Here is a 26,664-nt window from a genome sequence, read left to right on the forward strand (position 1 = left end):
ACTACCTACCGGTCGGCATGTTCTCCGACGCTGCGAGTTCCGTCGCCTCGGGGTCCGCGGGCCGCCCGGACGACCGGCGCCCTTGCCGAAGCCGTCGTTCGAGAGCGGTGGCGAAGGTCGAAAGCCCGAAGTTGATCAGGATCATGATGATGGCGACGACGATCAGCGCGGGGATGTAGTTGCCGTAGCGCGATGCCGAGAGCAGGCCGCTGCGCACCACCTCGGAGTACCCGATGATGTAGCCCAGCGCGCTGTCCTTCAATGCCACGACCATCTGCGAGATCAGCGCGGGCATCATCGCGGTGATCGCTTGCGGCAGAAGGACGATGCGCATCATCTGGCTCTTGCGCAGCCCCAGTGCCATCGACGCCTCGGTCTGGCCCTTGGGCAGCGAGTTGATTCCCGACCGCAGGATCTCGGCCATGACCGACCCGTTGTAGAGGGTCAGACCGGTGACCACGGCCGCGAACGCCAGGAACGACGACGGGAAGATGCCGTAGATGGCGAACAGGAACCACGTGAACACCATCAGGATCAGCACCGGGATGGCACGGAAGACCTCGACGAACAACCCCGAGAGCGTCCGCACCCACAGGTGGTCGGAGAGCCGACCGATGCCCAGGACGGCCCCGAGCAGCAGCGACAGCACGATGGACACCGCCGCGGCAGCCAGGGTTCGCCACAGGACCGGCAAGATGTAGCCGGTCCAGGTGCTCCACGTGACGAACGGCGACCACTTCTCGGCGGTGAACTGTTCGTTGGCGGCGAGGACGACGATCACGTAGATCGCGATGGCGGCCAGGATCGCGAGGAAGGCGATCGCGAGCAGGCGGTTGCGGGCCCGGGCGCGTGGTCCCGGCGCGTCGTAGAGAACGGTCGAGTCGGCACTCATCGTTTCACCGCCAGTCGCTTGGCGAGGTAGCCGAAGACGGCACCCTCGCTGAGTGTGATGATCATGAACCCGACTGCGATGACGCCGAAGATGACGAACAGCTGATCGGAGTAGGTCTCGATCTCGGTCTTCATCAGGGCCGCCGCCTCGGCGACACCGATCACCGAGGCGACCGTGGTGTTCTTGGTGAGGGCGATCAGGACGCTGCCCAGCGGACCGATCACCGACCGGATCGCCTGCGGCAGCACGATGATCCCGAAGACCTGCGCGAATGACAGACCGAGGGAACGAGCAGCCTCGGCCTGGCCGAGCGGGACCGTGTTGAATCCCGACCGCAACGTCTCACAGACGAACGTCGACGTGTACAGCACGAAGGCCAGGACGGCGAGCCAGAAGTTGTTCGACGCGATCGTCGGCGCGAACGTGAGTCCCAGGTTCTGATACAGGCCGATCGCACAGAACAACACCACCAGGGTCAGGGGTGTGTTCCGGACGATGTTCACGTACACCTCGGCGAATCCGCGCATCACCGGCACGGGGGAGACGCGCATGGCGGCGAGGATCGTGCCCCAGACCAGCGAGCCGATCGCCGAGTAGAAGGTCAACTGGATGGTCACCCAGAAGGCGGGCCACAGTTCGGGACCCATGCTTTCCCACAGAGAGACGTCATTCATCGGTTGCTCCGTCGCTCACTGGAGCCCGGGCGGGCACGGGGTGGAGGGCGAGTCGAGGAAGTCGAGATCGCCGGGATCGGGGAGATACGGGAACTTCGAGTCCGGCCGGTCGGCACGGGCGATGATCTCGTCCACGTAGGGGTTGCCGAGCGCCTCGCGCAATGCGGCGTTCCAGGCCGACTCGCCGTCGACCGCGGGCGCGAGCATGGCGTCGAGCGCCTTGTTCACCGCGTCCTGCGAGGCGGTGTCGTCCAGGGCGAGCCCCACGCCGTAGCGCTCGGTCGAGAACGGGCTGCCCGCGGTCTTCAGGGCGTCCTTGACGCAGGCGTCCTTGAGGTAGGTCATCTCGACGAGCTTGAACTCGCCCTCCCAGAAGTTGGAGTAGCCGGCCAGGATCGCCTCGTCGGTGGTCACCGCGTCGACCTTGTCGCGGCGCAGCGCCTCGACACAGGCCGAATAGGAGTCGTACTCCTGCAACTGCACCGCGGGGAGCTGTGCCTTGACGTTCTGCGCCGGCGTCGAACCGGTCACCGAGCAGAGCTTCTTGCCCTTGTCGAGGTCCGCGAGCTGGTCGATCGTGTTGTCGTCGGCACGCACCATCAAGCCCTGATAGGTGACGAGATAGGGGCCGCCGAAGGACACCTTCTTCGAGCGGGCCGCGTTGATCGAGTACGTGGCCGCGATGAGGTCGACCTCGCCGTTGTCGATCATCGCCTCGCGTCGTGCCGACGGCGTCTCGCGCCAGGTGACCTCGGGATGGGGGACACCGAGGTCGTCGGCGATGTGGTTCACCACGTACCGCGACACAGACGCGTCGAAGCCCTCGACGTTGCCGTCCGGCTCGTACAGACCGAGACCCGGCTGATCGAACTTGACGCCGAGCACGACCGAGCCCTCGCGGATGGAGTCGAGCAGGTTGCGGGGTTCGGTGCTGCCACACGCCGACAGCACGGTGGCGAGCAGTGCGCCGACTGCCAGGATCAACCCGGCGGTGCGTACCTGTCTCATGTCAGTGCCCCAGGATCTTGCCGAGGAAGTCCCGGGCACGGTCGGTCGAGGGGTTGCTGAAGAACGCCTCCGGATCGGAGTCCTCGATGATCGCCCCGTCGGCCATGAAGATGATGCGGTCGGCGGCCTTGCGCGCGAAGCCCATCTCGTGGGTCACGACCACCATCGTCATGCCCTCTTTCGCGAGGGACACCATCACGTCGAGCACCTCGTTGACCATCTCCGGATCGAGCGCCGAGGTCGGCTCGTCGAACAGCATGATCTTGGGGTCCATCGCCAGCGAGCGGGCGATGGCCACCCGCTGCTGCTGGCCGCCGGAGAGCTGGGCGGGATACTTGTCCTTCTGGCTGGCGATGCCGACCCGTTCGAGCAGTTCGAGGGCGCGCTTACCGGCCTCGTCCTTGCTCTTCTTGCGCACCTTGATCGGTGCGAGGGTGACGTTCTCGAGAATTGTCTTGTGCGAGAACAGGTTGAAGGACTGGAAGACCATCCCGACGTCGGCGCGGAGGCGGGCGAGATCCTTGCCCTCGGCCGGCAGGACCTGACCCTCGACGAGGATCTCGCCGTCGTCGATCGGCTCGAGGCGATTGATCGTCCGGCACAGGGTGGACTTGCCCGAACCCGAGGGTCCGAGGACCACCACGACCTGGCCGGCGGGCACCTCGAGATCGATGTCCTTGAGGACGTGCAACGACCCGAAGTGTTTCTGCACCCCGCGCATCGCGATCATCGGCTTGGACCCGGGGTCCGCGGACTTGCTCGGCGAAATGGTCATTGGGGAACCCTATCCGCCGACGTGCATCCGGGTGTCCTGTGGGAGTCGATTTGCTTGCGCCCCGTACCCTCGTAAGAGTGAGTATCGAGTTGTCGGATCGGCCTGAGCAGGCAGCACCCGCCGCGCGCAGCTATCAGGTTCGTACCTACGGCTGCCAGATGAACGTCCACGATTCCGAGCGGATCGCCGGTCTCCTCGAGGACGCCGGGTACGTGCGCGCGGCCGAGGACGACGCCGCCGATCTGGTCGTCTTCAACACCTGCGCCATCCGCGAGAACGCCGACAACAAGCTGTACGGCAACCTGTCGCATCTCGCGCCGGTCAAGTCCGACCGGCCGGGTATGCAGATCGCCGTCGGCGGCTGCCTCGCCCAGAAGGACAAGGACACCGTGCTGTCGCGGGCCCCGTGGGTCGACGTCGTGTTCGGCACGCACAACATCGGTTCGTTGCCCGCGCTGCTGGATCGCGCCCGCCACAACGACGCCGCCCAGGTGGAGATCCTCGACGCACTCGAGCGGTTCCCCTCGAACCTCCCGGCCAAGCGCGACTCCGCCTATTCGGGCTGGGTCTCGGTGTCGGTGGGCTGCAACAACACCTGCACGTTCTGCATCGTGCCGTCGCTGCGCGGCAAGGAGGTCGATCGACGGCCGGGTGAGGTGCTCGCCGAGGTGCAGGCTCTCGTCGACCAGGGCGTCGTCGAGGTCACCCTGCTCGGACAGAACGTGAACGCCTACGGCATGTCCTTCGCCGATCCCGACCAGCCGCGCAACCGGGGTGCCTTCGCCGAACTGTTGCGCGCCTGCGGCGACATCGAGGGACTCGAACGCGTCCGATTCACCTCACCGCATCCCGCCGAGTTCACCGACGATGTGATCGAGGCGATGGCGCAGACGCCGAACGTGTGTCCGCAGCTGCACATGCCGCTGCAGTCCGGGTCCGATCGCATCCTGCGCGCCATGCGCCGCAGCTACCGGCAGACCAAGTTCCTGGGCATCCTCGACAAGGTCCGCGAGGCCATGCCGCATGCGGCGATCACCACCGACATCATCGTCGGCTTCCCCGGCGAGACCGAGGAGGACTTCCAGGCCACCCTCGACGTGGTCGAACGGGCCCGGTTCTCGAGCGCGTTCACCTTCCAGTACTCGCCCCGCCCCGGCACCCCCGCGGCGACGATGGCCGAGCAGGTCCCGCCCGACGTGGTGGCCGACCGCTACCGACGGCTCATCGCCCTGCAGGAGCGGATCTGTCTGGCGGAGAACGAGGCGCTGGTCGGCACCGAGGTGGAACTGCTCGTCGTCGCCGACGAGGGTCGCAAGTCGGCGAAGACCCAGCGCATGACCGGACGGGCCCGCGACGGCCGGCTGGTGCACTTCGCACCCGGCACGGCGGCGGGTATCCGCCCCGGCGACATCGTGCACGCGCAGCTCACCGCGGCCGCGCCGCACCATCTGATCGCCGACTCCGGCGTCCTCGCGCACCGTCGGACCCGCGCCGGCGATGCGCATGAACAGAGCCGTACCCCCACCACCGCGCCCGTCGGCGTCGGGCTCGGGCTGCCGGGGGTCGGTGCCCCCGCCCCGGCCCCGATCGAGGCCGACGCCGGTTGCGGTACCGGTTGCGGCAGCTGACCACCATCACGAAGTGAGGCGATGACCATGTCCGACCCCGGCAAGTCCGACCCCGGCAAGTCCGACCCCGGCAAGTCCGACCCGGGAAAGCCCGACCCCGAGAAGACGGCGTTCGAGAAGTCCGTGACCGAGAAGTCGACGTTCGAGCAGTACGAGCGGGACCTGCGCAAGGCCGAACGCCGGGTCGCCGGCGAGATCGATCCGGGAGCCCGTGCGGTCGTCGTCGCCGTGGCCGTCGTCCTGGCCATGGTGTCGATGGTGCTGCCGCACACCGGTTCGGTGACGGGCCTCGAGGTGCTCACCTTCACACCCGAGGCGGCCGCCGAACGCGTCACGATCGTCTCGCGGATCTTCGTCTATCTGGTGACGATCTTCGGCATCGTCGTCTCGATGCTCGCGCTGCTCACCCGACGCTGGTTCCTGGCCTGGATCGCGCTGTGCGGGTGCGCCATCGCATGCGTCGCCGGGATGCTGGCGTGGTGGTCGCGCAACACCCCGGGAGTCGGTGGCGTCGAGCCGCCCTCGGGCGTCGGCGTCGGGCTCGTACTCGGCTGGATCGCGGTCTTCGTACTGACGTTCCACTGGTCGCGGGTGGTGTGGGCACGTAGCTCGTACCAGCTCGCCCTCGAGGACGAACGCCGACGCCAGGCCGCCGAGCAGGAGGCCTACGCCTCGGCCCTCTACCACAAGAAGCCGCAGCAGCCCTGACCGCGCAGATGTGACCAGCGAGATCTGACCACCGACAACTGACCGCCGAACCCCGACCGGGGTCGGCGGTCAGCGGATTCAGCGGTCGGCGGATTCAGCGGTCGGTGACGGCGTTCTCGGCGGCGTCGGCCCACTCGCGCCACTGCGCCGCCTGGTCGCGCAGTTTCGCGGCGTCCCGGTCCTTGCCGCGTTCGGCGGCCTTGCGTGCCTGATCCTCGAGTTGCGCTGCGCGATCGGCGAATTGCGCCGCCCGCGCCAGCGCCTCGGGATCGGTGCGCTGCCACTGCGCGTCCTCGGCGTCGCGGATGCGCTTCTCCAGTGCCCGCGCCCGGGCCTCGAGGCTGTGCATCTGGTCGCGCGGGACCTTGCCGAGTTCGTCCCACTGGTCGCGGAACGACCGGAACTCGCGCCGGGCGGCGTCGAGGTCGGCAGCCGGGTCGATGGCCTTCTCGGCGGCGTCGAGCAGCGCGATCTTGGCGGTCGCGTTCGCGCTGAACTCGGCGTCGCGCTCCGACGATGCCGCGTTGCGCGCCCCGAAGAACACGTCCTGGGCGGCCTTGAACCGCTGCCACAGCGCCTCGTCGGTGTCACGCGGTGCGCGTCCCGAGGCCTTCCACTCGCCGAGCAGTTCCCGGAACTTCGCCGACGTCGGGCCCCAGTCGGTCGAGCCGGACAGCTCCTCGGCGCGGGCGATCAGCGCCTCTTTGCGTTCTTTCGCTCCGGCGCGCTCGCGGTCGAGTTCGGCGAAGTGCGCACCGCGCCGGCGGTTGAACGCGTCGCGCGCCTTCGCGTAGCGCTTCCACAGCGCGTCGTCGGTCTTGCGGTCGACGCCCTTGATGGACTTCCATTCGTCGAGGATCTCGCGCAACCGGTCGCCCGCGCTCTTCCAGTTGGTCGCGTCGGCGCCGATCTGCTCGGCCTCGGTGGCCAGCACCTCCTTGCGGGCGACCGCCTCGGCGCGGTTCTTCTCGCGCTCGGCGCGGATCGTCTCGGCGACCTCGTCGGCGCTGCCGACGATGGCCTCGAGCCGGCGCTGCAGCGCGGCGACGTCACCGATCACATGCGCGTTGGGCAGTTCGTCGAGCAGATGCTTGGCGGCACCCTGCGCCTTGCGCGGGTCGCCCGACCGGGCGCTGAGTCGTTCCTCGAGGATCTCGACCTCGGTGGCCAGATCGTCGAACCGGCGTCCGAAGTGCGCGAGTCCCTCTTCGACCGTCCCGGCCTGCCACGACGCGATCTCGCGTTCGCCGTCCTCGGTCTTGAGCCACACGACGCCCGCTTCGTCGATCCGGCCGAAGCGGTGCGGATCGGCCGTGACCAGGTGCGTGACGACCGGCTCCGATGCGACGCCCGGCCGCGGGCCGGGTTTGGGGCGCGGGCCGGGTTTGGGCGCGGGTGTCGGTGAGCTCTGGCCTGCCTGCGCCGGCTGGGTGTCGGGTGAAGCGTCGCCCGGGGCGGACGATCCGGTCGCGGGTGCCGATTCGGTCGGGTTGGTCATGTGCACGTGTCCTGCCGCTCAGTGGTGCCGCGCGTCACGGCTGCCGGTCGCTGGAGTCGGCTCCCGCCGGGCATCCGATGCCCGCGATCGCCGAGAAGTACCGTTCCATTCAAGCAGTTCAGGCCCGTCGATGTGGCGTCCGTGCCGAGTTGGTGGGTCGTGGGCCGGATGTCCCGGCGCCGGGAGCGGAGCGAGCGGGCCGAATGTCCCGGCGCCGGGAGCGGAGCGAGCGGGCCGAATGTCCCGGCGCCGGGAGCGGAGCGAGCGGGCCGAATGTCCGGGCGCCGGGAGCGGAGCGAGCGGGCGCTTTGTTTTCGACTAGCGTCGTGGTGTGCTTGCGGCCCTCGTCTTCGTTCCGAGTGCTCCTCTGCTCGTTCCCGAACTGGCCGGACCGGCCGCCTCCGACACCGAACCGGTGCGTCGGGCGGTGCTCGACGCGGTGGCGACGGTGCGCGACAACGGCATCGACCGGTGGGTGGCTCTCGGCGCCGCCGACGCGCCGACCGCGGGTCCGGTGTGCGAGCCGGTCCGGGGGACCTTTGCGCGGTTCGGCGTCGACGTCCCGGTCGCGACAGACACGGTGACCCCGATGATCACTGGGGCCACGGGGGATACGGCCCCCGACGGTGCGTCGCGTCGGATGAGTCTGTCGATTCTCATCGCCGGCTGGCTTGCGGAGCGGATGGCGCTCGGACCCCTGCAGGTGTGCAGTGTCGGTTCGACGACGCCGCCCGCGGAGTGCGTGGCCCTCGGTGCCGGATTGTCCGCGCGGCTCGACGAGGGGACGGAGCGGGTCGGTGTCCTCGTGGTGGGGGACGGGTCGACCGCGCTCACCGACAAGGCCCCGGGCGGGGGTCGTCGGGAGTCGGCGGTGGCGCTCAACGACACGGTCGTCGCGGCGCTCGGTGCGGCGGATACCGCGGCGCTGACGGCACTCGATCAGCAGCAGTGCGATGTCGAGGGTGTCGGCGGCCGGGTCGCGTGGCAGGTTTCGGCCGGCCTCGTCGGCGACCGTTCGGTCCGGGCCGTGCTCGACTTCGCCGACGCGCCCTTCGGGGTGGGGTATGCGGTCGCGACGTGGACCGTCGACCGCGGCGGACGTGTTCAGTGAGCGAGGCATCCCTCCCGTCGGCTCCCACCCCGATCGCTGTCGTCGGGCCGACTGCCTGCGGCAAATCCGACCTCGCCCTCGACCTGGCCGAACGGCTCGGCGGGGAGATCGTGAACATCGACGCCATGCAGCAGTACCGGGGCATGGACGTCGGAACGGCCAAGCTCCCGCCCGGCGAGCGCCGCGGCATCCCGCACCATCAGCTCGATGTGCTCGACGTGACCGAGGTGGCGACCGTCGCGCGTTATCAACAGGCCGCGCGGGCCGACGTCGACCGGTTGCGCGCCGCGGGCCGGGTCCCGGTGATCGTCGGCGGATCGATGATGTACGTCCAGGGACTCCTGGACGACTGGCGGTTCCCGGCCACCGATCCCGACGTACGGCGGCGCTACGAGGACATGCTCGACGAGCGCGGGGTGGGCGCGATGCACCGGTTGCTCGCGTCGGTAGACCCGGCCGCGGCGGCGACCATCCTCGCCACCGACGGCCGCCGCATCGTGCGAGCGCTGGAGGTGGTCGAGTTGACCGGTGCGCCGTTCGCCGCGTCACAGCCGACGATCGGCGAGCCGCGGTGGGGCACGATCATCCTCGCCCTCGACCGGGACACCGAGGAACTCGACGACCGCATCCGACGGCGCACGAGTGCGATGTTCGAGCAGGGTCTCGTCGACGAGGTGGAGGAGCTCTGTGCCCGTGGCCTGCGGGACGGGCGCACGGCCTCGCAGGCGATCGGCTACAAGCAGGTGCTCGCGGCCCTCGACGGCGAATACGACCTCGCGCAGGCCGAGGAACTGACGTTCATCGGGACCCGGCGGTACGTCCGGCGGCAGCGGTCGTGGTTTCGGCGCGATCATCGGGCCGTGTGGCTCGACGCCGCCGCACCCGACCTCCTCGACCGAGCGCTGTGTGTCGTCGCCGGCGACGCCCCGTAGGCTGTTGTCCGTGACTTCCGCCCCGCAGAGCAGTGCGAACGACGGCCTGGCCCCATCGGGTGTGCAATTCGGCGGCCTGCCTTTCGTCAAGGGGCACGGGACCCAGAACGACTTCGTGGTCCTCGCCGACCCGAGGGCCGAGCTGTCCCTCGACGCCGAGATGGTCGCGGCGCTCTGCGATCGCCAGCGGGGGATCGGTGCCGACGGGCTGTTGCGCGTCGCGCGGGCGGGGGCACTGGTGTCCGGTGGTGTCCTGGACGCGCTGCCCGACGGGGTGTCCGCCGACGACTGGTTCATGGACTACCGCAACGGCGACGGCTCGGTCGCCGAGATGTGCGGCAACGGCGTCCGGGTGTTCGCGCACTTCGTACGCGCGTCGGGCCTCGTCGACACGGACACGTTCCCCGTCGGTTCCCGGGCGGGCGCGCGAGGCGTCACCATCCACTCCTTCGACGCGGTACACGCCGAGGTCACCGTGGAGATGGGCGTGGCACGGCTGGACGGATCGTCGGTGGTCCGCATCGGCGACGACATCTACCCGGGCGCGATGGTCGACGTGGGCAACCCCCACCTGGCGTGCGTCGTCGCGGACATGACCGCCGACGATCTCGTCGCCATCGACTTCGGGGCCGGCGTGACGATCGAGGCCGACGACTTCCCGCACGGCGCCAACGTCGAGCTCCTCACGCCTCCTGTCGACGGACCCGACGGCGGGCTGACCGCGCGGATGCGGGTCTTCGAGCGGGGTGTCGGGGAGACGCGCAGCTGTGGGACCGGCCTGGTCGCGGCCGCGCGCGCCGCGCTGGACGCCCGCGGAACGGACGCGGGGGAGCTGCGTATCGGTATCCCGGGCGGAGAGGTCACGGTGACGATCCGTCCCGACGGATCGACCCTGCGCGGGCCGTCGATGCTCGTCGCCGACGGGGTGCTCCGGCCCGGCTGGCAGCGCTGAGCTCGATATTCGCGTGCTCGCATCCTGGCGGACGTGAGACCATGGATCTCGTATGACCGAATCACGAGAAGACATCATGTCCGCAGCCGATCTCGGTGTCCAGGACACCGCAGGTCCCACCAGTGGGGACCCGAACGGCGTGGACCCCACCACCGGCGAACTCCAGCTCTCCGAGCGTGCATCTCTGCAACGCGTCGCAGGACTCTCCACCGAACTCACCGACGTCACCGAGGTCGAGTACCGGCAGCTCCGACTGGAACGCGTGGTCCTGGTCGGCGTGTGGACCGAGGGCAGCGCGGCTGCCGCCAAGGCCAACATGACCGAGCTGGCCGCGCTCGCCGAGACGGCCGGATCCCAGATCCTCGACGCGGTGATCCAGCGTCGCTCCAAACCGGATCCCGCCACCTACATCGGCAGCGGCAAGGCCGAGGAACTCCGCGAGATCGTCCTCGCGACCGGCGCCGACACCGTCGTCTGCGACGGTGAACTCACCCCCGCCCAGCTGAACGCGCTGGAGAAGGTGGTGAAGGTGAAGGTCATCGACCGCACCGCCCTGATCCTCGACATCTTCGCCCAGCACGCGACCTCGCGGGAGGGCAAGGCACAGGTCTCCCTCGCGCAGATGGAGTACATGCTCCCGCGGCTCCGCGGTTGGGGTGAATCGATGTCCCGGCAGGCCGGTGGCCGGGCGGGCAGCAACGGCGGCGTGGGTCTTCGCGGTCCGGGTGAGACCAAGATCGAGACCGACCGTCGCCGGATCCGGGAGCGAATGGCCAAGCTGCGCCGCGAGATCCGCGGCATGAAGAAGGCGCGGACGACGAAACGCGCTGCGCGCAAGAGTGGTTCGATCCCGACGATAACCGTCGCCGGGTACACCAACGCCGGCAAGTCCAGTCTGGTCAACGCGATGACCGGTGCCGGGGTGCTCGTGCAGGACGCCTTGTTCGCGACCCTCGATCCCACCACCAGGCGTGCCACGCTCGATGACGGGCGCGCGGTCGTGTTCACCGACACCGTCGGGTTCGTCCGCCATCTGCCGACCCAGCTCGTCGAGGCATTCCGGTCCACGCTCGAGGAGGTCGTCGACGCCGACCTGTTGCTCCATGTCGTCGACGGCGCGGATGCCTTTCCGATGGAACAGATCTCGGCCGTCCGTCAGGTCATCAACGACATCGTCGCCGAGGAGGGCGTCACCGCGCCGCCAGAGCTGCTGGTGATCAACAAGATCGACGCCATCGACGGCAACCGCCTCACCGAGTTGCGCGGTGCGCTCGGTGCGGATGCGGTCTTCATCTCCGCCCGGACCGGAGAGGGACTGCCCGAATTGTTCGGGCGTGTTCGCGAGTTCGTCGGTCGCGAGGACGTGGAGATGACCATCGAGGTGCCGTTCGACCGGGGCGACGTCGTCTCTCGGGTTCACAGCGAGGGCGAGGTCATCTCCTCGGAGCACACCGAGGCCGGCACGACGATGAAGGTCCGCGTCCCGGCCGCGTTCGCGGGCGAGATCGCGGACCTCCGGATCTGAGCGGGTTCGCTGCGTACGGACTAATCCGCGTCGAGATCCTTCTCGACGAGATCGACGATGGTGTCGAGCGCGGCCTGGTCGTCGGCCGTGACCACCACCCGGGTCCCCTTCTCGGCCCCCAGCGTCATGATCATCAGCGCCGATCCCGCATCGACCGGATCGCCGCCCTCGAGACCCAGCGTCACGGGGCTGCCGGTCTCGGCGACCGCCTCGGCGATGATCGTGGCGGGTCGGGCGTGCAGTCCGACGGCGGAGCCGACGGTGGCGGTGGTGCTGGGCATGGGAACTCCTTCGAGTGGGTTGGGGTGTCGGGTGTGGTCGGTCGTCGTGCGATTCGGTGCCGGGGTCTGACCCGGATGTCGGGTGTTCGGGTGGTCGCGTCGTCGAGGCGTCAGGCGGCGACCGCCTCGAGTTCGTCGAACGCGACGGCGTCGCGACTGCGATGGACCTGCTTGGCCGCGATCACCAGGACGGCGGACAAAACGGTACCGGCGACGAGTGCGACGAGGAAGAGTACCCAGTTGTTCATCGCGAAGAAGACGAAGATGCCGCCGTGCGGAGCACGGAGTTCGACGCCGAACGCCATGATCAGTGCGCCGCTGAGCGCGCCGCCGGCCATCATCGAGGGGATGACGCGGAAGGGATCGACCGCCGCGAACGGGATGGCGCCCTCGGAGATGAACGACGCGCCGAGAAGCCATGCGGCCTTGCCGTTCTCGCGCTCCGGCTCAGTGAACAGGCCGGGGCGCAGGACGGTGGCGAGTGCGAGCGCGAGCGGCGGGACCATGCCGGCGCACATCACGGCCGCCATGATCTGGTACTGCGCGGTGCCTGCGGTCGCGGCGTCGGCGATCCCGGCGGTGGCGAACAGGTAGGCGGTCTTGTTGACCGGCCCGCCGAGGTCGAAGCACATCATCAGACCGAGCACGATCCCGAGGGCGATGGCCGATCCGCCGGACATGCTCTCCAGGCCGCTGTTCATCTGCTCGGTCAGCCAGGCGAGCGGCTTGCCGAGCACCATGTAGAGCAACCCGCCGACGATCATGCTGCCGAACAACGGGATGACCACGACCGGCATGAGGCCGCGCGCCCACTGGGGCACCGGGGTCCGCGCGATCCACAGGCACACCACACCGGCGATGAGGCCGCCGATCAACGCGCCGATGAAGCTGGCGCCCACCGCGAGCGAGACGATGCCGGCCACGAAACCGGGTGCGATACCGGGTCGGTCGGCGATCGCGAACGAGATGTAGCCGGCGAGCACCGGGACCGCGAGTCCCATCACCCCCGAGCCGATCGCGAAGCTCACCGCACCCAGGTACTGCAGGAGTCCGCCGGACGGCAGGTCCCACAGACTGTTGTTCAGGGCGATGAAGGCGCCGTCGCTGAGGGTGCCGCCGTCGTCGAGGGTCGTGTTGGCGACCTCGTAGCCGGCGAGGAGGAAGCCGAGTGCGATGAGCAGTCCGCCGGCGGCGACGAACGGGATCATGTAGCTGACACCGGTCATGAGGGCCTGGCGCGTGCGGCCCGCGAGGCCCACGCCCGACGTTGCGGTGTCGGCGGACTCGGCATCGGCCCCATCGCCGGTGACGCGCGCCGCGTTCGGGTTGCGCCCCGCGGCCACCGCCTCGGCGATCATCGCGTCGGGTTCGTTGATCGCCCGTTTCACCCCGGATGCGATGACGGGTTTGCCGCTGAACCGGTTGCGACCCTTCACCCCGACGTCGGTGGCGAAGATGACGGCATCGGCCGAGGCGATCACCTCCGGGTCGAAAGCGGTGGTGGCCGAGGACCCCTGGGTCTCCACCGCGAACTCGACACCGGCCCGCTCGGCCGCGTACTTGAGCGCATCGGCGGCCATGTAGGTGTGGGCGATCCCGGTGGGGCACGCGGTGATCGCCACGATGCGCGGCTTCGTGTCCGCGGTCTGGGCCGGATCGGTCGGGGCCGGGTCCTTCTGGGCCGATGCGTTCTCGGACTTCGCGGTCGACACCGCTGCAGCTGCGGGCGCTGCGGCCGCGGGGTCGGCGGGGGCGGGGGGTGCGGGGTTGATGGCCTCGTCGACCAGTTCGATCACTCGCTCCTCGTTCTCCGCCGCGCGGAGCGAGGCGACGAAGTCGGGCCGGACGAGTGAGCGGGCCAGGGAGCTGAGGAGTTTCATGTGCGCGCTGGCGCCCCCCTCGGGGGCGGCGATGAGGAAGACCAGGTCGGCCGGCCCGTCCGGCGCGCCGAAGTCGACCTTCCGGGACAGCCGCGCCATGGCGAGACTGGCCGTGGTCACCGACGCGGTCCGGGCGTGCGGGATGGCGATGCCGCCGGGAAGCCCGGTGGCGGACTTGGCCTCCCGGTCCAGCGCGGCCCGCGCGAGATCGGCGGGATCGGTGGTCCGGCCGGCCGCGGCGAGCGCGTCGGCCAGCGTGGTGATGACGGCGGCGGGATCGCCGCCGGCGTCGACGTCGAGACTCACCGTCTGGGCGGTGATGATCTGCTCGGTCATGGGATGTCCTTTGGTGACAGGGGGTACGGGGTCAACGGGTGGTACTGGATGTGCGGTGCGGGTCCGTGAAGGTGGCGTCAGCTCATGCGGGCGGCTCCCGACAGTTCGGTCACCCGGACGCCGGGGAGGTCGAGATGGTCGGGAGTCGGGGCCTGGGTGCCCGCGAGTGAGGCGGCCGCGGCGCCGTAGGCCACCGCCGACCGGAGGCAGTCCGCGGGCGAGGCCCCTGTGCTCTGGGCGATGAGGAAGCCGGCGAGCGAGGAGTCGCCGGCGCCGACGGTGCTGCGCGGCACGATCGGCGGGGGTGTCGCCGACCAGACGCCCGATGCGGTGACCAGGACGGCGCCGGCTGCTCCGAGTGTGGCCAGGACGTTGCCGCCGATCTGTTCCGCGATCGCGGTCGCGGCCTCGACCACGGGTTCGAGGTCGTTGCGCGACAGGGCTTCCCGCAGCGTGGCCGGGTCGGCGCCGGTCAGTTCGGCGAGTTCGTCCTCGTTGGGTTTGATCAGGTCGACGCGACCGGCCACGGTCGCCCGGAGCGGGGCGCCGGAGGTGTCCACCGCGACGCGGCACCCGGCCAGGACCAGGTCGTCGGCGATCGCGCGGTACCAGTTGTCGGTTACGCCGGGCGGGAGGGAGCCGCAGAGGGTGACCCACTGGGCGGAGTCGGCGTGCGCCCGGATGAGTTCGACGAGCGCATCGCGATCCCGCGCGGTCAGCGCGACACCCGGAGCGTTGATCTTGGTGGTCGTGCCGTCCGACTCGGCGATCGTGATGTTGGAGCGGACCTCGCCGTCGACAGGCACCGCGTCGTAGGGGAGTCCGAGTTCGTCGAGTGCGGTACACAGCGGGTCGCCCGTCCGCGCGGGGAGCAGGGCTCGGGTGGACAGGCCGGCGGCCGCGACGACGCGGGCCACGTTGACGCCCTTGCCGCCGGGTTCGGTGCGGACCGTGCCAGCGCGCTGCACCTCGCCGCGTGCCAGCGGTGCGCCGAGCTCGAGGGTGCGATCGAGGCTGGGGTTCGCGGTGACGGTGACGATCATGCGATCACGACCTCGACGCCGCGCGCGGACAGTGCCGCCGAGAAGGCCGGGTCTATCCCGGAGTCGGTGATGAGGACGTCGACGTCGTCGATCCCGGCGAAGGAGGAGAGGTCTTCGCGATCCATCTTCGAGCTGTCGGCGAGGACCACGACGCGTTGCGCGGCCGCGACCATCGCCGCTTTCACCGCCGCCTCGTCGGGATCGGGAGTCGACAGCCCATGGGACTCGCTCAGACCGTTGGTGCCGAGGAACGCGGTGGTGACCCGCAGGCGGCGGAGCGCGTCCACCGTCTCGACGCCCACCGTGGCCTGGGTGAGACCACGGACGCGTCCGCCGAGCGCATGGAGCCCGGCGGGGTGGGTGCCGGCCAGCAGGCCGGCGATGGGCAGGCTGTTGGTGAACAGGGTGAGCCTCCGATCGGGCGCGGTCGCCTCGGCGGCGCGGTAGGTCGTGGTGCCGGCGTCGAAGAGCACGGAACCGCCGTCCGGCGGCAGGAAACGGATCGCCGCTCGGCCGATCGCCGTCTTCTGTTCGATCTGGCTCGACTCGCGCTCGTCGATGCCGAGCTCACCCAGGGCGCGCATGACCTCGGCGCGCACGGCACCGCCGTGGACTCGCTGCAGATGTCCGGCACGCTCCAGGACGGCGAGGTCTCGACGGACGGTCTCGCTCGTGACGTCGAACTTCTCGGCGAGCGCAGCCACCGACGCCCGCCCCGCGACGCGCACCTCGTCGACGATCGCCTGTTGTCTCTCCTCGGCGTACACACCGCTCCGATCTCCGGTTCCGACCACCCCGCTTGTTGAGGCGTGTGGGATTGCATGTTGTAGTAATTGTGTTTACGCCTGTTTGTGTTGACAAGTCAAGCACATTTTGTAACGGTGGTCACATCGGTAGTCGAGTGAGAGGCAAGACGATGGCGCAGATCCTGACAGGGACCCCGGTGGTCGGCGGACTGGCCCACGGTCCCGCGCTGTGGCCGGGCGAGCGACCCGATCACACGCCGGAGAAGCTCGGCGTCGGCGTGGAGATCGCCGAGGAGCGTCGTGCCGACGAGGTAACACGCTTCGCCACGGCGGCAGGCGCCGTCGCCTCGCGACTGCGTACGCGCGCCTCCCAGAACACCGGGGTGACCGCGGAGGTGCTCGCGGCGACCGCGGGACTCGCCGAGGACCGGGGGTGGATCGGGGCCGCGAGCGCGCTCATCACCAAGGGCGCCACGGCCGAGGCCGCTGCCGTCGCCGCGACCGATCAGTTCGCGGCGGTGTTCACCAAACTCGGCGGGCTGATGGCCGAGCGGGTCACCGATCTGAACGATGTCCGCGACCGCGTGCTCGCCGAACTGCTCGGTCTACCCGAGCCGGGCCTGCCGACACCGCAGGTGCCCTCGGTGCTGCTCGCCGACGACCTCGCGCCCGCCGACACCGCCGGTCTCGACCCGACGACCACGATCGCGCTCGTCACCCGGCTGGGTGGGCCGACCAGCCACACCGCGATCATCGCCCGGCAACTGGGGATTCCGTGTGTGGTGGCCGTGGCCGATCTCGCCGAGATCACTGCCGGTACAACCATTCTCGTCGATGGGACGACCGGCCGGGTGGAGGTGGAGCCTGACGCGGAGACGGCGCGGGCGCGAGTCGAGGAGGATCGTCGGCACGCCGAGCTCGTCGCCGGGTGGACGGGTCCGGGGCGGACCGCCGACGGCATCGCCGTCTCGGTGCTCGCCAATGTCGCCGACGGATCGTCGGCGCGGGCCGCCGCCGGGCACCCGGTCGAGGGCGTCGGACTCTTCCGCACCGAACTCGCCTTCCTCGAACGTGCCGACGAACCGTCGGTGGACGAACAGGCCGCGATCTACCGGGAGGTCCTCGACGCGTTCGGCGGGCAGAAGGTGGTGATCCGTACCCTCGACGCCGGCTCGGACAAGCCCTTGAGGTTCGTGACCCACCCAGACGAATCCAATCCCGCGCTCGGTGTCCGTGGGGATCGAATCGCCCTGGCGCATCCCGAGATCCGAGCCCACCAGCTCGACGCGATCGCGCACGCCGCGTCGGGTTCCGACGTCGCGCCGTGGGTCATGGCGCCGATGATCGCCTCGCCGTCCGAGGCGCGCGCCTTCGCCGCGGAGGTCCGCGGCCGGGGCCTGGTCGCCGGGGTCATGATCGAGGTGCCCGCGGCCGCCATCCTGGCCGAGGCCGTGCTCGCCGAGGTGGACTTCGTGTCGATCGGCACCAACGATCTGACGCAGTACACGATGGCGGCCGATCGGATGTCGGCCGATCTCGCCGGATTGACCGATCCGTGGCAGCCCGCGGTGCTCAGCCTGATCGCGGGTGTCGCCGCAGCGGGTGTCCGCCAGGGCAAGCCGGTCGGGGTGTGCGGTGAGGCGGCTGCCGATCCGAATCTTGCCTGCGTGCTCGTCGGTCTCGGGGTGACCTCGCTGTCCAGCGCGCCGGCCGCGGCCGCCGCGGTGGGGGCTCGGCTCGGCGAGGTGACCGCACAGGACTGCCGCACCGCCGCCGACGCCGCGCTGGCCACGTCCGACCCCGCCGCGGCGCGGGAAGCTGCCGCGGCGGTGCTCGACCGTTCGGTCGGGGGAGAGGTCAGACTCGCCGCATCACGGTGACGACCTTGCCGAGGATCACGGCGTCGTTGCCCGGGATGGGATCGAACAGCTCGTTGTGCGGCATCAGCCACACATTGGCGCCCTGACGCTTGAAGGTCTTCACGGTGGCCTCGCCGTCTATCATCGCTGCGACGATGTCGCCGTTGTCGGCGACGTTCTGCTGCCGCACGACGACCCAGTCGCCGTCGCAGATGGCGGCGTCGATCATCGACTCGCCCACGACGCGCAGCAAGAAGAGCGAGCCCTCGCCGACCAGCTCGCGAGGAAGCGGGAACACGTCCTCGACCGCCTCCTCGGCCAGGATCGGGCCACCGGCCGCGATCCGGCCGAGGACCGGCACGAAGGTCGGCTCGGGCAGCCGGCCGGCCGACGGGGTCTCCGGCGACGGCGATTCGCTCGGCGCGATGTTGACCGCACGCGGCCGGTTCGCGTCCCGCTTGAGCAGACCCTTGCGCTCGAGGGTCCGCAGCTGGTGGGCGACCGACGATGTCGAGGCCAGGCCGACCTCGTCGCCGATCTCGCGGATGCTCGGCGGGTAACCGCGCTCGCGTACCGAGCGGCGGATCACTTCCAGGACCCCGAGCTGGCGCGGGGTGAGTGAGGCCTCGGCGGCGGCGACGTCGATGGGGGCCTCGTCGTCGGCTCCCCGCGCTCGGCCGCGCCTATCGCCGGTGTCACTCATGTTCGGTTCCTCTCGTCTTCGGAACGTGCTGGTAGATGGCCCGTGGGGATGTTCAGCCGCGTCCGAGCCTAGCGGAGTGCGACCTCCACCTCAAACATTTGTTCGATGTGTCGCGAGACTTTGTCGGTGCGCCGTGCTACAAATTCGAACATCAGTGCATCGAACATCTGATCGAGGTTCGAACACCGAATGCCAGACACCCGAACACCCGACGATCCCGCACCGAACACCCGGAGGGCACCATGCGCACCGCCACTCTCGTCGCTCCCGTCCGTACCGAGCGTCCCGACACCGTCCGGGCGCGCACCGACCGCGCCGACCGCATTCGGACCCGGACCCCGCTGTCCGACGGTTCTCGGCCCGTCGACAACCGGCCGGCAGGCAACCGTCCGGTGGGCGGGTCGCCACTGACGCCACGTGCCGGCGGCACGCACTGTGGCTCGGCGGTGGGTGCCAGGGGCCGCGGGCCGGTCGGTCCGGATGCAGCGGTGTTCCGTCGCCGTCGCCGCACCGCCGTCGCGGTCCTCGCCGGCGTCGGCCTTGCGTTCGTCGTGTGGGTGTTCGGTGTCGTCGGTCAGAACTATTCGGACTCGATGACGCCCGCCGCGGTGAGCGCAGAGGTCGTCCACGTGCGCGCCGGGGATTCCCTCAGCACGATCGCCGGCCGGGTGGCGCCCGAGATGCCCCGCGACATCGTGATCGACGAGATCGTCGCGATGAACGATCTGCCGTCGAGTGCGCTGCAGGTGGGTCAGCCCCTGCTCACCCCCCGGTACCGCTGAGGCCGGGCGGTATCCTCGATGTCACAGGGGCCGGCCGAGAAGCGGCGGGGCGCACGGTTTCGGTGCGTTCCAGCGTCCCGCGACCTGCGTGAGGACACGATGCGCTGCCCCTTCTGCAAGAACGACGACACCAAGGTCATCGACTCGCGTGTCGCAGATGAAGGGCAGGCCATCCGACGGCGTCGCTCGTGTGTGGAGTGCGGACGCCGATTCTCCACGGTGGAGAGCGCCGTGCTCGCCGTGGTCAAACGCAACGGTGTCACCGAGCCGTTCAGTCGCGAGAAGGTCATGCGCGGTGTGCGTCGTGCCTGTCAGGGGCGGCACGTCGCCGAGGACGCACTCGCGCAACTCGCCCAGCAGGTCGAGGACACGGTGCGCGCGAGCGGATCGGCCGAGATCCCCAGCAACGAAGTCGGTCTCGCGATCCTGGGGCCGCTGCGTGATCTCGACGAGGTGGCGTACCTGCGGTTCGCGTCGGTGTACCGGTCGTTCGACTCGGTGGAGGACTTCCAGCGGGAGATCGACGATCTGAAGTCGTCGGCGTCCGGTGGCGGGCGTGTCGAGACCGCCACCACCGATCCCGTCTCAGCCGAGTCGGTCCAGAGCTCGTAGGACGCGCTTCTCCGACACGGGGAACGCGGTACCGAGACGCTCGGCGAACAACCCGACCCGTAGTTCCTCGACGAGCCACTGCGCCTCGTCGTCGACGATCGCCCGTCGGTGCTCAGGGACCTGTTCGAGCCGTTGAGCCCACCGCTCGACGACGCGATCGACGACCGCGACGCCGGCCTTGTCGCGCGCGGCGGACGCGGGCAGCGCCTCGAGACGTGCCCGCGCACCGTCGAGGTACCGCGGCAGGTTCTCCAGATGCCGCCGTGCGGTGGCTGCCACGAAGCCGTCGAACACGAGATGGTCGATCTGCTCGGCGACGTCGTCGGCAGCCAGCGATCCGGCGTGCCGGTCGATCGCCGCGCGGACCGGCGCCAGCCGTTCGAGCGCCGCGACGGCGAGCGAGAAATAGTCCGGGGCGGCCTCGGCGACGCGCGGCCTGATCCGCTCGAGGAAGGCCGAAAAGGACTGTGGCGAGCGGACTGCCGCCAGCTGGGCGTCGCCGACGCCGATGACCGCGTCCCGGATGGCCCGTCGAGTGCAGTCGGCGAGCAGTGCCTCGATGTCCGCATAGGGACTCAGGCTCAGGGCGAGTCGTTCGGCCGGATCGAGTGAGCCGGCGAGGCGTTTGGACAACGGGGGAATCGCCAGTTCGAGCAGGGCGACGAGCCCGCGACGACGGAGACGCTCGCGGGCGTCGGGGGAGGACGCGTCCACGACGATCACGCCACGCGGGCGGCCCTTGTCATCGGCGACCGCGTCGATCGTCGGGTAGCGGGTCAGCCGCTGCCCGGCGACGTCGACCGTCGTCTGTTCGGGGAGCGTGCCGATCCCGTCGGCGGTCCAGGCCCGGTACAGCGTGCGTGACACCGTTCGCGGCGCCGCGGGCACACCCTTCTGCTGGAGCTCGGACAACGAGTCCGCGCGGGCGATGATCCGTCCGGCATCGTCGGCGACCGCGAAGTGCATCCGGAGGTGAGCCGGCACCCGTTCGACGTCGAAATCGGCTGCGGTGACCCTCATCCCGGTGATCGCCGACAGCTCGCGCGCCAGTCCGGCGGCCAGCGGCTCCTTGCGGGGGGTGAGTCGGCCGAGGGCGAGGTCGGCGAATCGCTGCGCGGGGGACATGCTCTTGCGGAGTTGTTTCGGCAGGGACTTGACCAGTGCGGTGGCGAGTTCGGCGCGCATGCCGGGGACCGACCAGTCGAATCCGGCCGGACGCACATGGGGGAGCAATGCCTGCGGGATCACGACCGTGACCCCGTCGTCGGGCGCGCCGGGTTCGAAGCGGTAACGCAGTTCGAGTCGGGTGTCGCCCTGCTGCCAGGCGCCGGGGTAGTCCGTCGGCGCGACATCGGTGCCTCCCGTGACGTCCTCGGGACGCAGATCCAGCAGATCCGGCTCGGCCCGGCGGGCCTTCTTCCACCATGAGTCGAAGTGTCGCGCGGAGGTGACGTCGGCCGGTAGCCGCTGGGCGTAGAACTCGAAGAGCTGGTCCTCGGTGATCACCAGACCCCGGGTGCGCGTGCGGTTCTCGACGTCCGAGGCGGCCTCGAGAAGCTTGCGATTGCGGTCGAAGAAGGCGTGCTGCGTCCGCCAGTCGCCCTCGACGAGAGCGTGCCGGATGAACAGCTCCCGCGAGACCACCGGGTCGATGGGGCCGTAGTCGACGCGCCGACGGGCGACGAGCGGGACCCCGTAGAGCGTCACGCGTTCGTAGGCCATGGCGGCCCCGCGTCTGGCGGACCAATGCGGTTCGCTGTGGGTGCGCTTCACGAGATCCCCGGCGAGTTTCTCGGCCCACAGCGGATCGATCCCGGCGACGGTGTGGGCGAAGAGTCGGGACGTCTCGAGGATTTCGGCCGCCATGATGAAGGCGGGTGGCTTCTTGGCGAGCGGAGAGGCGGGGAAGATCAGCAGCGTGGTGTTGCGCGCACCGGTGAACTCGCGGCCCTCGGTGTTGCGGGCGGCGATGTTGCTCAGCAGACCCGACAGGATGGCCCGGTGGACGGCGTCGGCGTCGAGCTCGGTGGGCGCGACCGACCAGTCGAGGTCCTTGACGATCTCGGTCAGCTGTCGATGGAGGTCCTGCCACTCCCGGATGCGAAGGAAGTGCAGGTACTCCCGCTCGCACATGCGCCGAAAGCGGCTGCCGGACAATTCCTTGCGCTGTTCGCCGAGGTATCGCCACAGCTCCACGTAGGACAGGAAGTCCGACTGCGGGACGACGAAGCGCCGGTGCTGGGCGTCGGCGGCCTCCCGGTGCTCGGCCGGCCGTTCCCGCGGATCGGGGAGCGACATCGCCGCGGCGATGACGAGAAGGTGGTCGAGACAGCCGAGCTCGTGTCCGGCGATGAGCATTCGGGCGACCCGCGGATCGACCGGAATCCGCGACATCGACCGGCCGGTCGGGGTGAGCCGAGGCGGGCCGCCCTCGCGTGGGACGGTGATGGCGCCGAGTTCGGTGAGAACGCCCATGCCGTCGCGGATCGCGCGGTCGTCGGGCGGCTGGACGAACGGGAACTCAGCGATCTCGCCGAGTTTGAGGGAGGTCATCTGGAGGATGACGGCCGCCAGGTTGGTGCGCAGGATCTCGGGGTCGGTGAACGCCGGTCGGGATTCGAAGTCGTTCTCGCTGTAGAGGCGGATGCAGACACCGGGCGCGACGCGACCGCATCGGCCTGCGCGCTGGCGGGCGCTGGCCTGGGAGACCGGCTCGATGGGCAGGCGATTGACCTTGGTCCGGGTGGAATACCGGCTGATCCGGGCGGTGCCGGTGTCGATGACATACCGGATGCCAGGCACGGTGACCGAGGTCTCGGCCACGTTGGTCGCCAGCACGATCCGGCGTCCGTCGGACGGGGAGAAGACCTTCTGCTGTTCGGCGATCGACAGCCGCGCGTAGAGCGGCACGATCTCGGCGCCGGGCCCTTTGCCACCACCGGTGCGGCGGCGCAACGCGTCCGCGGTCTCCCGGATGTCGCGCTCGGTCGGCAGGAACACCAGGATGTCGCCGCGGCCACCGGCCCACAGTTCGTCGACGGCGGCGTCGATGCCCTGGATCTGGTCGAGGTCGGCATGCTCGCCACCACCGGCATCGTCGCCGTCGTCGGGGCGCTCCTGCAGGCTCAGCGGCCGGTAACGGATCTCGACCGGATAGGTGCGACCCGACACCTCGATGACCGGGACCGATGTCGTCGGCGTGCTGAAATGCCGTGCGAACCGGGCCGGTTCGATCGTCGCGGAGGTGATGATGACCTTGAGATCGGGTCGTCGCGGCAGCAACCGGCGTAGGTATCCGAGGATGAAATCGATGTTGAGGCTGCGCTCGTGCGCCTCGTCGATGATGAGGGTGTCGTAGCGGCGCAGCATCGGGTCGGTGGCGATCTCGCGCAGCAGGATGCCGTCGGTCATGACCCGGACGAGGGTGTCGGCGCCGGACCGGTCGGTGAACCGGACCGAGTAGCCGACCGCGTCGCCGAGCTCGGTGTCGGTCTCGTCGGCGATGCGTTTGGCGACCGAGCTCGCGGCGATCCGCCGGGGCTGGGTGTGCCCGATCGACCCGCGGATGCCCCGGCCGAGTTCGAGGCAGATCTTCGGGAGCTGCGTGGTCTTGCCCGAACCGGTCTCACCCGCGATGACCACGACCTGGTGGTCCCGGATCGCCTCGGCGATCTCCTCCCGTGCCGCCGAGACGGGGAGTTCGTCCGGGAAGCGCAGGACCGGGACGCTCGCGCGCCGCCGGTCGAGTCGTGCACGTGCCTTGTCGACGTCGGTGACGAGTTGCTCCCACTTCGCGTCATCCGGACGCGCCGTGAGGCGGTCGATGCGACGCCGCAGCCGGTCGGCGTCGACGAGGCCCACGTCGTCGAGTGCGCGGAGCAGGTCCGGGCGCGACACACCCGGTGCGCCTGCAGACGGGGCACTTCCCGGCGACGGGGAAGCTGAGGAAGACGGGTCCGGCATGATCCCTCCAGGATATGGGTCGGTGCGCGCGGGACTTCACCCCAGTGGCCGTGCAGGGTGCGCGGACCGGCATCATTGGGGCCATGGCTGATGGTTCGAGTACCGGAATTCCGGGGTCGCTGTGGCACGGTTTCGCCGACATGGGTGCGGTGACCGCGAGCGGTCCGTTCGTCGTCACCCGGGGCGAGGGTGCGCGCATCTTCGATCGCGACGGCAAGTCCTATCTCGATGCGACCGCGGGTCTCTGGTTCACCAATGTGGGCCATGGTCGTACCGAGATCGCCGACGCCGTCGCCCGGCAGCTCGGCTCCATCGCGCACTATTCGAACTTCGGTGACATCGCGAGCGACACGACCCTGCAACTGGCCGAGGAACTCGGCGCGATCGCGCCGGTGCCCGGGTCGAAGATCTTCTTCACCTCCGGCGGCAGCGACTCGATCGACACCGCCGTCAAGCTCGCCCGCCGTTATTGGGTGGAGCAGGGACGCGAGTCCAAGCGGGTCGTCGTCAGCCGCACCAAGGCCTACCACGGCATGCACGCCGCGGGCACCTCGCTGGCCGGCATCCCGCTGAACCACGACGGGTACGGCGAACTCATGCACGACGTCCAGAACGTCGAGTGGGACGACGCCAAGAGCCTGCTCGGCCTGATCGAACGGGTGGGCGCCGACAACATCGCCGCGTTCTTCTGCGAGCCGATCATCGGTGCCGGCGGCATCTACCTGCCGCCGGAGGGTTACCTCGCCGAGGTGCGGAGCATCTGCCGCGACCACGACATCCTCTTCGTCGTCGACGAGGTCGTCACCGGCTTCGGTCGCATCGGCGGCGAATCCTGGTTCGCCTCGGCACGATTCGGCCTCGAACCCGACATGATCACCACCGCCAAGGGCCTCACGTCCGGCTATGTCCCGATGGGCGCGGTGTTCATCGCCCCCTGGATCGCCGAGCCTTTCTTCGCCGGTGGCGTGTGGTGGCGGCATGGCTACACCTACGGCGGGCACGCGGGTGCGGCGGCGGCCGCCCTGGCCAACCTGGACATCATCCGGCGCGAGAACCTCCTCGCCGAGGCGACGCGTCTGGAGGGTGACCTCGCCGCGGCGCTGTCACCGCTCACCGATCTCGATGCGGTCGCCGAGGTCCGGACCGGTCTGGGTGCGGTCACCGCGGTCCAGCTCGCCGACGCCGCCACCGCTCCGGCCGCGGTTCGCGCGCTGCGCGAGCACGGCGTCAGCACGCGCGCGGCGGGTCAAGGGGCGCTGCAGATCTCGCCCGCCTTCGTGATGACGACCGCCGAGGTCGGCGAACTCGCCGACCGGATGCGCGCGGCCCTGAGCTGACCCTGCGATAGCTGTTCGTTCTGCTCCCTGAGGAGCGCCTGGAGCTTGCGGAGGGCGCGTCCCCACTGCTCCCTGAGGAGCGCCTGGAGCTTGCGGAGGGCGCGTCCCCACTGCTCCCTGAGGAGCGCCTGGAGCTTGCGGAGGGCGCGTCACGAAGGGGCCCGGCTGCTCGAAGCAGCCGGGCCCGTGTTCGTCGCGCTGCGGCGGATCAGGCGTTGGCGAGCACCTCGGTGGTGGCGATCGCCTGGGCGACGCCGCTGACGATCGAGGCGACCTTGAGCGCCTCGAGGATCGCCTCACGGTCGACGCCGGCCTCGCGCAGGGTGTTCTCGTGTGCGGCGACGCAGTGGCCGCAGCCGTTGATCGAGGACACCGCGAACGACCACAGCTCGAAGGCGGCCTTGTCGACACCGGGGTTGCCGATGATGTTCATCCGCAGGCCGGGACGCAGGTCGTCGTACTTGCCGTCGAGGAAGCCGCGACCCCGGTAGAACACGTTGTTCATACCCATGATCGACGCGGCGCCGAGTGCGGCGTTGTAGGCCTCGGCGGACAGCGTGTCGGCGGCCTCGTCGGCGATCTCGCTCAGCACCTTGGCATTACGGCTCGCCGCTGCGGTCGACAGCAGGGTCCCCCACAACTGCTCCTCGCTCAGCGCGGTGGTCCGGCTGATCGATCCGAGGTTGAGTTTGAGGTCCTTGGCGTACTCGGGGAGTGCGTTCTTCAGATTCTCGATGCTCATCTGTTCTCCTCTCAGACGCCGGCCGTCATGAGCTCGCCGGCGTCGATGGTCGGATCGCCCTTCTTCCAGTTGCATGCGCACAGCTCGTCGGACTGCAGCGCGTCGAGGACCCGCAGGACCTCGTCGACGTTGCGGCCCACCGAGCCGGCGGTGACCGACACGAACTGGATCTCGTTGTTCGGATCGATGATGAAGGTCGCGCGGTCGGCGACTCCGTCGGCATTGAGAACGCCTGCAGCGGTGGCCAGTTCACGCTTGAGGTCGCTCAGCATCGGGAACGGCAGGGTCTTGAGGTCCTCGTGCTGTGCGCGCCACTGGAAGTGGACGAACTCGTTGTCCACCGACGCGCCGAGGACCTGGGTGTCGCGGTCGGCGAACTCGTCGTTCAGCTTGCCGAACGCGGCGATCTCGGTGGGGCAGACGAAGGTGAAGTCCTTCGGCCAGAAGAACACGATGCGCCACTGACCGGGGTGATCGTCGGACGACACGGTGGTGAAGTAGTCGTCGGGCTGCTGGGCATTGACCTTGCTGAGGTCGCCACCGATGACGGCGGTGAGGTTGTAGGCGGGGAACTGGTCACCGATGGTGAGCAGGGCCATGTGTCGCTCCTTCAGCTGGTGAATGTACGGAAACTTGCGCGCGAAAGAGTTTCGCGACGTACGAGTACCATCGTGCCG

23 protein-coding genes and 1 pseudogene are annotated in these 26,664 nt (G+C 69.6%); 10 read left to right on the forward strand and 14 right to left on the reverse strand.

Annotated features, from left to right (window positions below; all coding sequences use genetic code 11):
* Position 1 precedes the first annotated feature (1 nt).
* Genes BCM27_RS11375 through BCM27_RS11390 form a run of 4 tightly spaced genes read right to left on the reverse strand, consistent with a single transcriptional unit; the run spans position 2 to position 3,304 of the window.
* The gene (locus BCM27_RS11375; RefSeq protein WP_068884376.1) at positions 2-892 is read right to left on the reverse strand and encodes an amino acid ABC transporter permease; all 891 of its coding nucleotides are present in this window, start codon (positions 890-892) and stop codon (positions 2-4) included.
* Positions 889-1,566: an amino acid ABC transporter permease gene (locus tag BCM27_RS11380; protein ID WP_004022866.1), complete on the reverse strand. Its 678-nt coding sequence runs from the start codon at positions 1,564-1,566 to the stop codon at positions 889-891. The genes BCM27_RS11375 and BCM27_RS11380 overlap by 4 nt, the downstream gene beginning before the upstream one ends.
* Before the next feature lie 15 nt (positions 1,567-1,581).
* Entirely contained in the window at positions 1,582-2,574 is a 993-nt protein-coding gene (locus BCM27_RS11385; RefSeq protein WP_004022867.1) for a glutamate ABC transporter substrate-binding protein, read from the reverse strand.
* Position 2,575: 1 nt separating this feature from the next.
* Positions 2,576-3,304, reverse strand: a complete 729-nt coding sequence (locus BCM27_RS11390) for an amino acid ABC transporter ATP-binding protein (protein ID WP_167550915.1) — start codon at positions 3,302-3,304, stop codon at positions 2,576-2,578.
* A gap of 134 nt (positions 3,305-3,438) precedes the next feature.
* Between BCM27_RS11390 and miaB the strand changes: the two genes are divergently transcribed.
* Positions 3,439-4,977, forward strand: a complete 1,539-nt coding sequence (gene miaB / locus BCM27_RS11395) for a tRNA (N6-isopentenyl adenosine(37)-C2)-methylthiotransferase MiaB (RefSeq protein WP_033203552.1) — start codon at positions 3,439-3,441, stop codon at positions 4,975-4,977.
* Positions 4,978-5,039: 62 nt separating this feature from the next.
* Here the strand turns inward: miaB and BCM27_RS26360 are convergent.
* Positions 5,040-5,147: pseudogene (locus tag BCM27_RS26360) on the reverse strand (pentapeptide repeat-containing protein); the annotation flags it as partial.
* On the opposite strand from BCM27_RS26360, the gene BCM27_RS11400 reads away from it, so the two are divergent.
* The gene (locus tag BCM27_RS11400; protein WP_051987147.1) at positions 5,101-5,685 is read left to right on the forward strand and encodes an Rv2732c family membrane protein; all 585 of its coding nucleotides are present in this window, start codon (positions 5,101-5,103) and stop codon (positions 5,683-5,685) included. The pseudogene BCM27_RS26360 and the gene BCM27_RS11400 sit on opposite strands and share 47 nt — an antisense overlap.
* A gap of 94 nt (positions 5,686-5,779) precedes the next feature.
* Here BCM27_RS11400 and BCM27_RS11405 read toward each other — a convergent pair whose 3' ends face one another.
* On the reverse strand, positions 5,780-7,183 hold the full coding sequence (locus BCM27_RS11405) for a DUF349 domain-containing protein (RefSeq protein ID WP_033203456.1): 1,404 nt from the start codon (positions 7,181-7,183) through the stop codon (positions 5,780-5,782).
* A 331-nt stretch (positions 7,184-7,514) separates the two neighbouring features.
* On the opposite strand from BCM27_RS11405, the gene BCM27_RS11410 reads away from it, so the two are divergent.
* From BCM27_RS11410 to hflX, 4 genes are all read left to right on the forward strand, one after another.
* Positions 7,515-8,294, forward strand: a complete 780-nt coding sequence (locus tag BCM27_RS11410) for a class III extradiol ring-cleavage dioxygenase family protein (protein ID WP_004019384.1) — start codon at positions 7,515-7,517, stop codon at positions 8,292-8,294.
* Positions 8,291-9,226: a tRNA (adenosine(37)-N6)-dimethylallyltransferase MiaA gene (miaA, locus tag BCM27_RS11415; protein ID WP_004019385.1), complete on the forward strand. Its 936-nt coding sequence runs from the start codon at positions 8,291-8,293 to the stop codon at positions 9,224-9,226. Before BCM27_RS11410 ends, miaA begins: the two co-directional genes overlap by 4 nt.
* Before the next feature lie 61 nt (positions 9,227-9,287).
* Positions 9,288-10,178: a diaminopimelate epimerase gene (gene dapF / locus BCM27_RS11420; RefSeq protein ID WP_204161411.1), complete on the forward strand. Its 891-nt coding sequence runs from the start codon at positions 9,288-9,290 to the stop codon at positions 10,176-10,178.
* A 52-nt stretch (positions 10,179-10,230) separates the two neighbouring features.
* Positions 10,231-11,703: a GTPase HflX gene (gene hflX, locus BCM27_RS11425; RefSeq protein WP_004019387.1), complete on the forward strand. Its 1,473-nt coding sequence runs from the start codon at positions 10,231-10,233 to the stop codon at positions 11,701-11,703.
* A 20-nt stretch (positions 11,704-11,723) separates the two neighbouring features.
* On the opposite strand, the gene BCM27_RS11430 is transcribed toward hflX, so the two are convergent.
* From BCM27_RS11430 to BCM27_RS11445, 4 genes are all read right to left on the reverse strand, one after another.
* Positions 11,724-11,984: an HPr family phosphocarrier protein gene (locus BCM27_RS11430; protein WP_004019388.1), complete on the reverse strand. Its 261-nt coding sequence runs from the start codon at positions 11,982-11,984 to the stop codon at positions 11,724-11,726.
* Positions 11,985-12,094: 110 nt separating this feature from the next.
* A complete protein-coding gene (locus BCM27_RS11435) occupies positions 12,095-14,200 on the reverse strand; it encodes a PTS fructose transporter subunit IIABC (protein WP_004019389.1) in 2,106 nt (701 codons plus the stop codon).
* Positions 14,201-14,277: 77 nt separating this feature from the next.
* On the reverse strand, positions 14,278-15,243 hold the full coding sequence (gene pfkB / locus BCM27_RS11440) for a 1-phosphofructokinase (RefSeq protein WP_004019390.1): 966 nt from the start codon (positions 15,241-15,243) through the stop codon (positions 14,278-14,280).
* Positions 15,240-16,010 carry a DeoR/GlpR family DNA-binding transcription regulator gene (locus tag BCM27_RS11445; protein ID WP_004019391.1) on the reverse strand — a complete coding sequence of 257 codons (771 nt, stop codon included), beginning with the start codon at positions 16,008-16,010 and terminating at the stop codon, positions 15,240-15,242. Before BCM27_RS11445 ends, pfkB begins: the two co-directional genes overlap by 4 nt.
* 149 nt (positions 16,011-16,159) lie before the next feature.
* Between BCM27_RS11445 and BCM27_RS11450 the strand changes: the two genes are divergently transcribed.
* Complete coding sequence (locus tag BCM27_RS11450; protein WP_004019392.1) at positions 16,160-17,869, forward strand: phosphoenolpyruvate--protein phosphotransferase; 1,710 nt, start codon at positions 16,160-16,162, stop codon at positions 17,867-17,869.
* Here BCM27_RS11450 and lexA read toward each other — a convergent pair.
* Entirely contained in the window at positions 17,847-18,551 is a 705-nt protein-coding gene (lexA, locus tag BCM27_RS11455; RefSeq protein ID WP_004019393.1) for a transcriptional repressor LexA, read from the reverse strand. The two genes, BCM27_RS11450 and lexA, sit on opposite strands and share 23 nt — an antisense overlap.
* A gap of 242 nt (positions 18,552-18,793) precedes the next feature.
* Between lexA and BCM27_RS11460 the strand changes: the two genes are divergently transcribed.
* Positions 18,794-19,333: a LysM peptidoglycan-binding domain-containing protein gene (locus BCM27_RS11460; protein ID WP_004019394.1), complete on the forward strand. Its 540-nt coding sequence runs from the start codon at positions 18,794-18,796 to the stop codon at positions 19,331-19,333.
* Positions 19,334-19,432: 99 nt separating this feature from the next.
* Positions 19,433-19,945, forward strand: coding sequence for a transcriptional regulator NrdR (gene nrdR, locus BCM27_RS11465; RefSeq protein ID WP_033203453.1), 513 nt, complete (start codon positions 19,433-19,435; stop codon positions 19,943-19,945).
* On the opposite strand, the gene hrpA is transcribed toward nrdR, so the two are convergent.
* A complete protein-coding gene (gene hrpA / locus BCM27_RS11470; protein ID WP_033203451.1) occupies positions 19,919-23,908 on the reverse strand; it encodes an ATP-dependent RNA helicase HrpA in 3,990 nt (1,329 codons plus the stop codon). The genes nrdR and hrpA overlap by 27 nt on opposite strands.
* 83 nt (positions 23,909-23,991) lie before the next feature.
* Between hrpA and BCM27_RS11475 the strand changes: the two genes are divergently transcribed.
* The gene (locus BCM27_RS11475; protein WP_033203550.1) at positions 23,992-25,245 is read left to right on the forward strand and encodes an aminotransferase family protein; all 1,254 of its coding nucleotides are present in this window, start codon (positions 23,992-23,994) and stop codon (positions 25,243-25,245) included.
* Between the two features lie 208 nt (positions 25,246-25,453).
* Here the strand turns inward: BCM27_RS11475 and BCM27_RS11480 are convergent, their stop codons facing one another.
* Both BCM27_RS11480 and BCM27_RS11485 read right to left on the reverse strand, forming a co-directional pair.
* A complete protein-coding gene (locus tag BCM27_RS11480) occupies positions 25,454-25,987 on the reverse strand; it encodes an alkyl hydroperoxide reductase (protein ID WP_004019398.1) in 534 nt (177 codons plus the stop codon).
* An 11-nt stretch (positions 25,988-25,998) separates the two neighbouring features.
* Positions 25,999-26,586: a peroxiredoxin gene (locus tag BCM27_RS11485; RefSeq protein ID WP_004019399.1), complete on the reverse strand. Its 588-nt coding sequence runs from the start codon at positions 26,584-26,586 to the stop codon at positions 25,999-26,001.
* Positions 26,587-26,664: the final 78 nt, after the last annotated feature.

It is taken from the genome of Gordonia terrae, assembly GCF_001698225.1.
Lineage (GTDB): Bacteria > Actinomycetota > Actinomycetes > Mycobacteriales > Mycobacteriaceae > Gordonia > Gordonia terrae.

Bases quoted from the DNA above. Each gene is read 5' to 3' on its own strand.
- BCM27_RS11375 (WP_068884376.1), bottom strand. From the start codon at position 892: ATGAGTGCCGACTCGACCGTTCTCTACGACGCGCCGGGACCACGCGCC.
- BCM27_RS11380 (WP_004022866.1), bottom strand. From the start codon at position 1,566: ATGAATGACGTCTCTCTGTGGGAAAGCATGGGTCCCGAACTGTGGCCC.
- BCM27_RS11385 (WP_004022867.1), bottom strand. From the start codon at position 2,574: ATGAGACAGGTACGCACCGCCGGGTTGATCCTGGCAGTCGGCGCACTG.
- BCM27_RS11390 (WP_167550915.1), bottom strand. From the start codon at position 3,304: ATGATCGCGATGCGCGGGGTGCAGAAACACTTCGGGTCGTTGCACGTC.
- BCM27_RS11405 (WP_033203456.1), bottom strand. From the start codon at position 7,183: ATGACCAACCCGACCGAATCGGCACCCGCGACCGGATCGTCCGCCCCG.
- hflX (WP_004019387.1), top strand. From the start codon at position 10,231: ATGACCGAATCACGAGAAGACATCATGTCCGCAGCCGATCTCGGTGTC.
- BCM27_RS11430 (WP_004019388.1), bottom strand. From the start codon at position 11,984: ATGCCCAGCACCACCGCCACCGTCGGCTCCGCCGTCGGACTGCACGCC.
- BCM27_RS11435 (WP_004019389.1), bottom strand. From the start codon at position 14,200: ATGACCGAGCAGATCATCACCGCCCAGACGGTGAGTCTCGACGTCGAC.
- pfkB (WP_004019390.1), bottom strand. From the start codon at position 15,243: ATGATCGTCACCGTCACCGCGAACCCCAGCCTCGATCGCACCCTCGAG.
- BCM27_RS11450 (WP_004019392.1), top strand. From the start codon at position 16,160: ATGGCGCAGATCCTGACAGGGACCCCGGTGGTCGGCGGACTGGCCCAC.
- lexA (WP_004019393.1), bottom strand. From the start codon at position 18,551: ATGAGTGACACCGGCGATAGGCGCGGCCGAGCGCGGGGAGCCGACGAC.
- BCM27_RS11460 (WP_004019394.1), top strand. From the start codon at position 18,794: ATGCGCACCGCCACTCTCGTCGCTCCCGTCCGTACCGAGCGTCCCGAC.
- nrdR (WP_033203453.1), top strand. From the start codon at position 19,433: ATGCGCTGCCCCTTCTGCAAGAACGACGACACCAAGGTCATCGACTCG.
- hrpA (WP_033203451.1), bottom strand. From the start codon at position 23,908: ATGCCGGACCCGTCTTCCTCAGCTTCCCCGTCGCCGGGAAGTGCCCCG.
- BCM27_RS11475 (WP_033203550.1), top strand. From the start codon at position 23,992: ATGGCTGATGGTTCGAGTACCGGAATTCCGGGGTCGCTGTGGCACGGT.
- BCM27_RS11480 (WP_004019398.1), bottom strand. From the start codon at position 25,987: ATGAGCATCGAGAATCTGAAGAACGCACTCCCCGAGTACGCCAAGGAC.
- BCM27_RS11485 (WP_004019399.1), bottom strand. From the start codon at position 26,586: ATGGCCCTGCTCACCATCGGTGACCAGTTCCCCGCCTACAACCTCACC.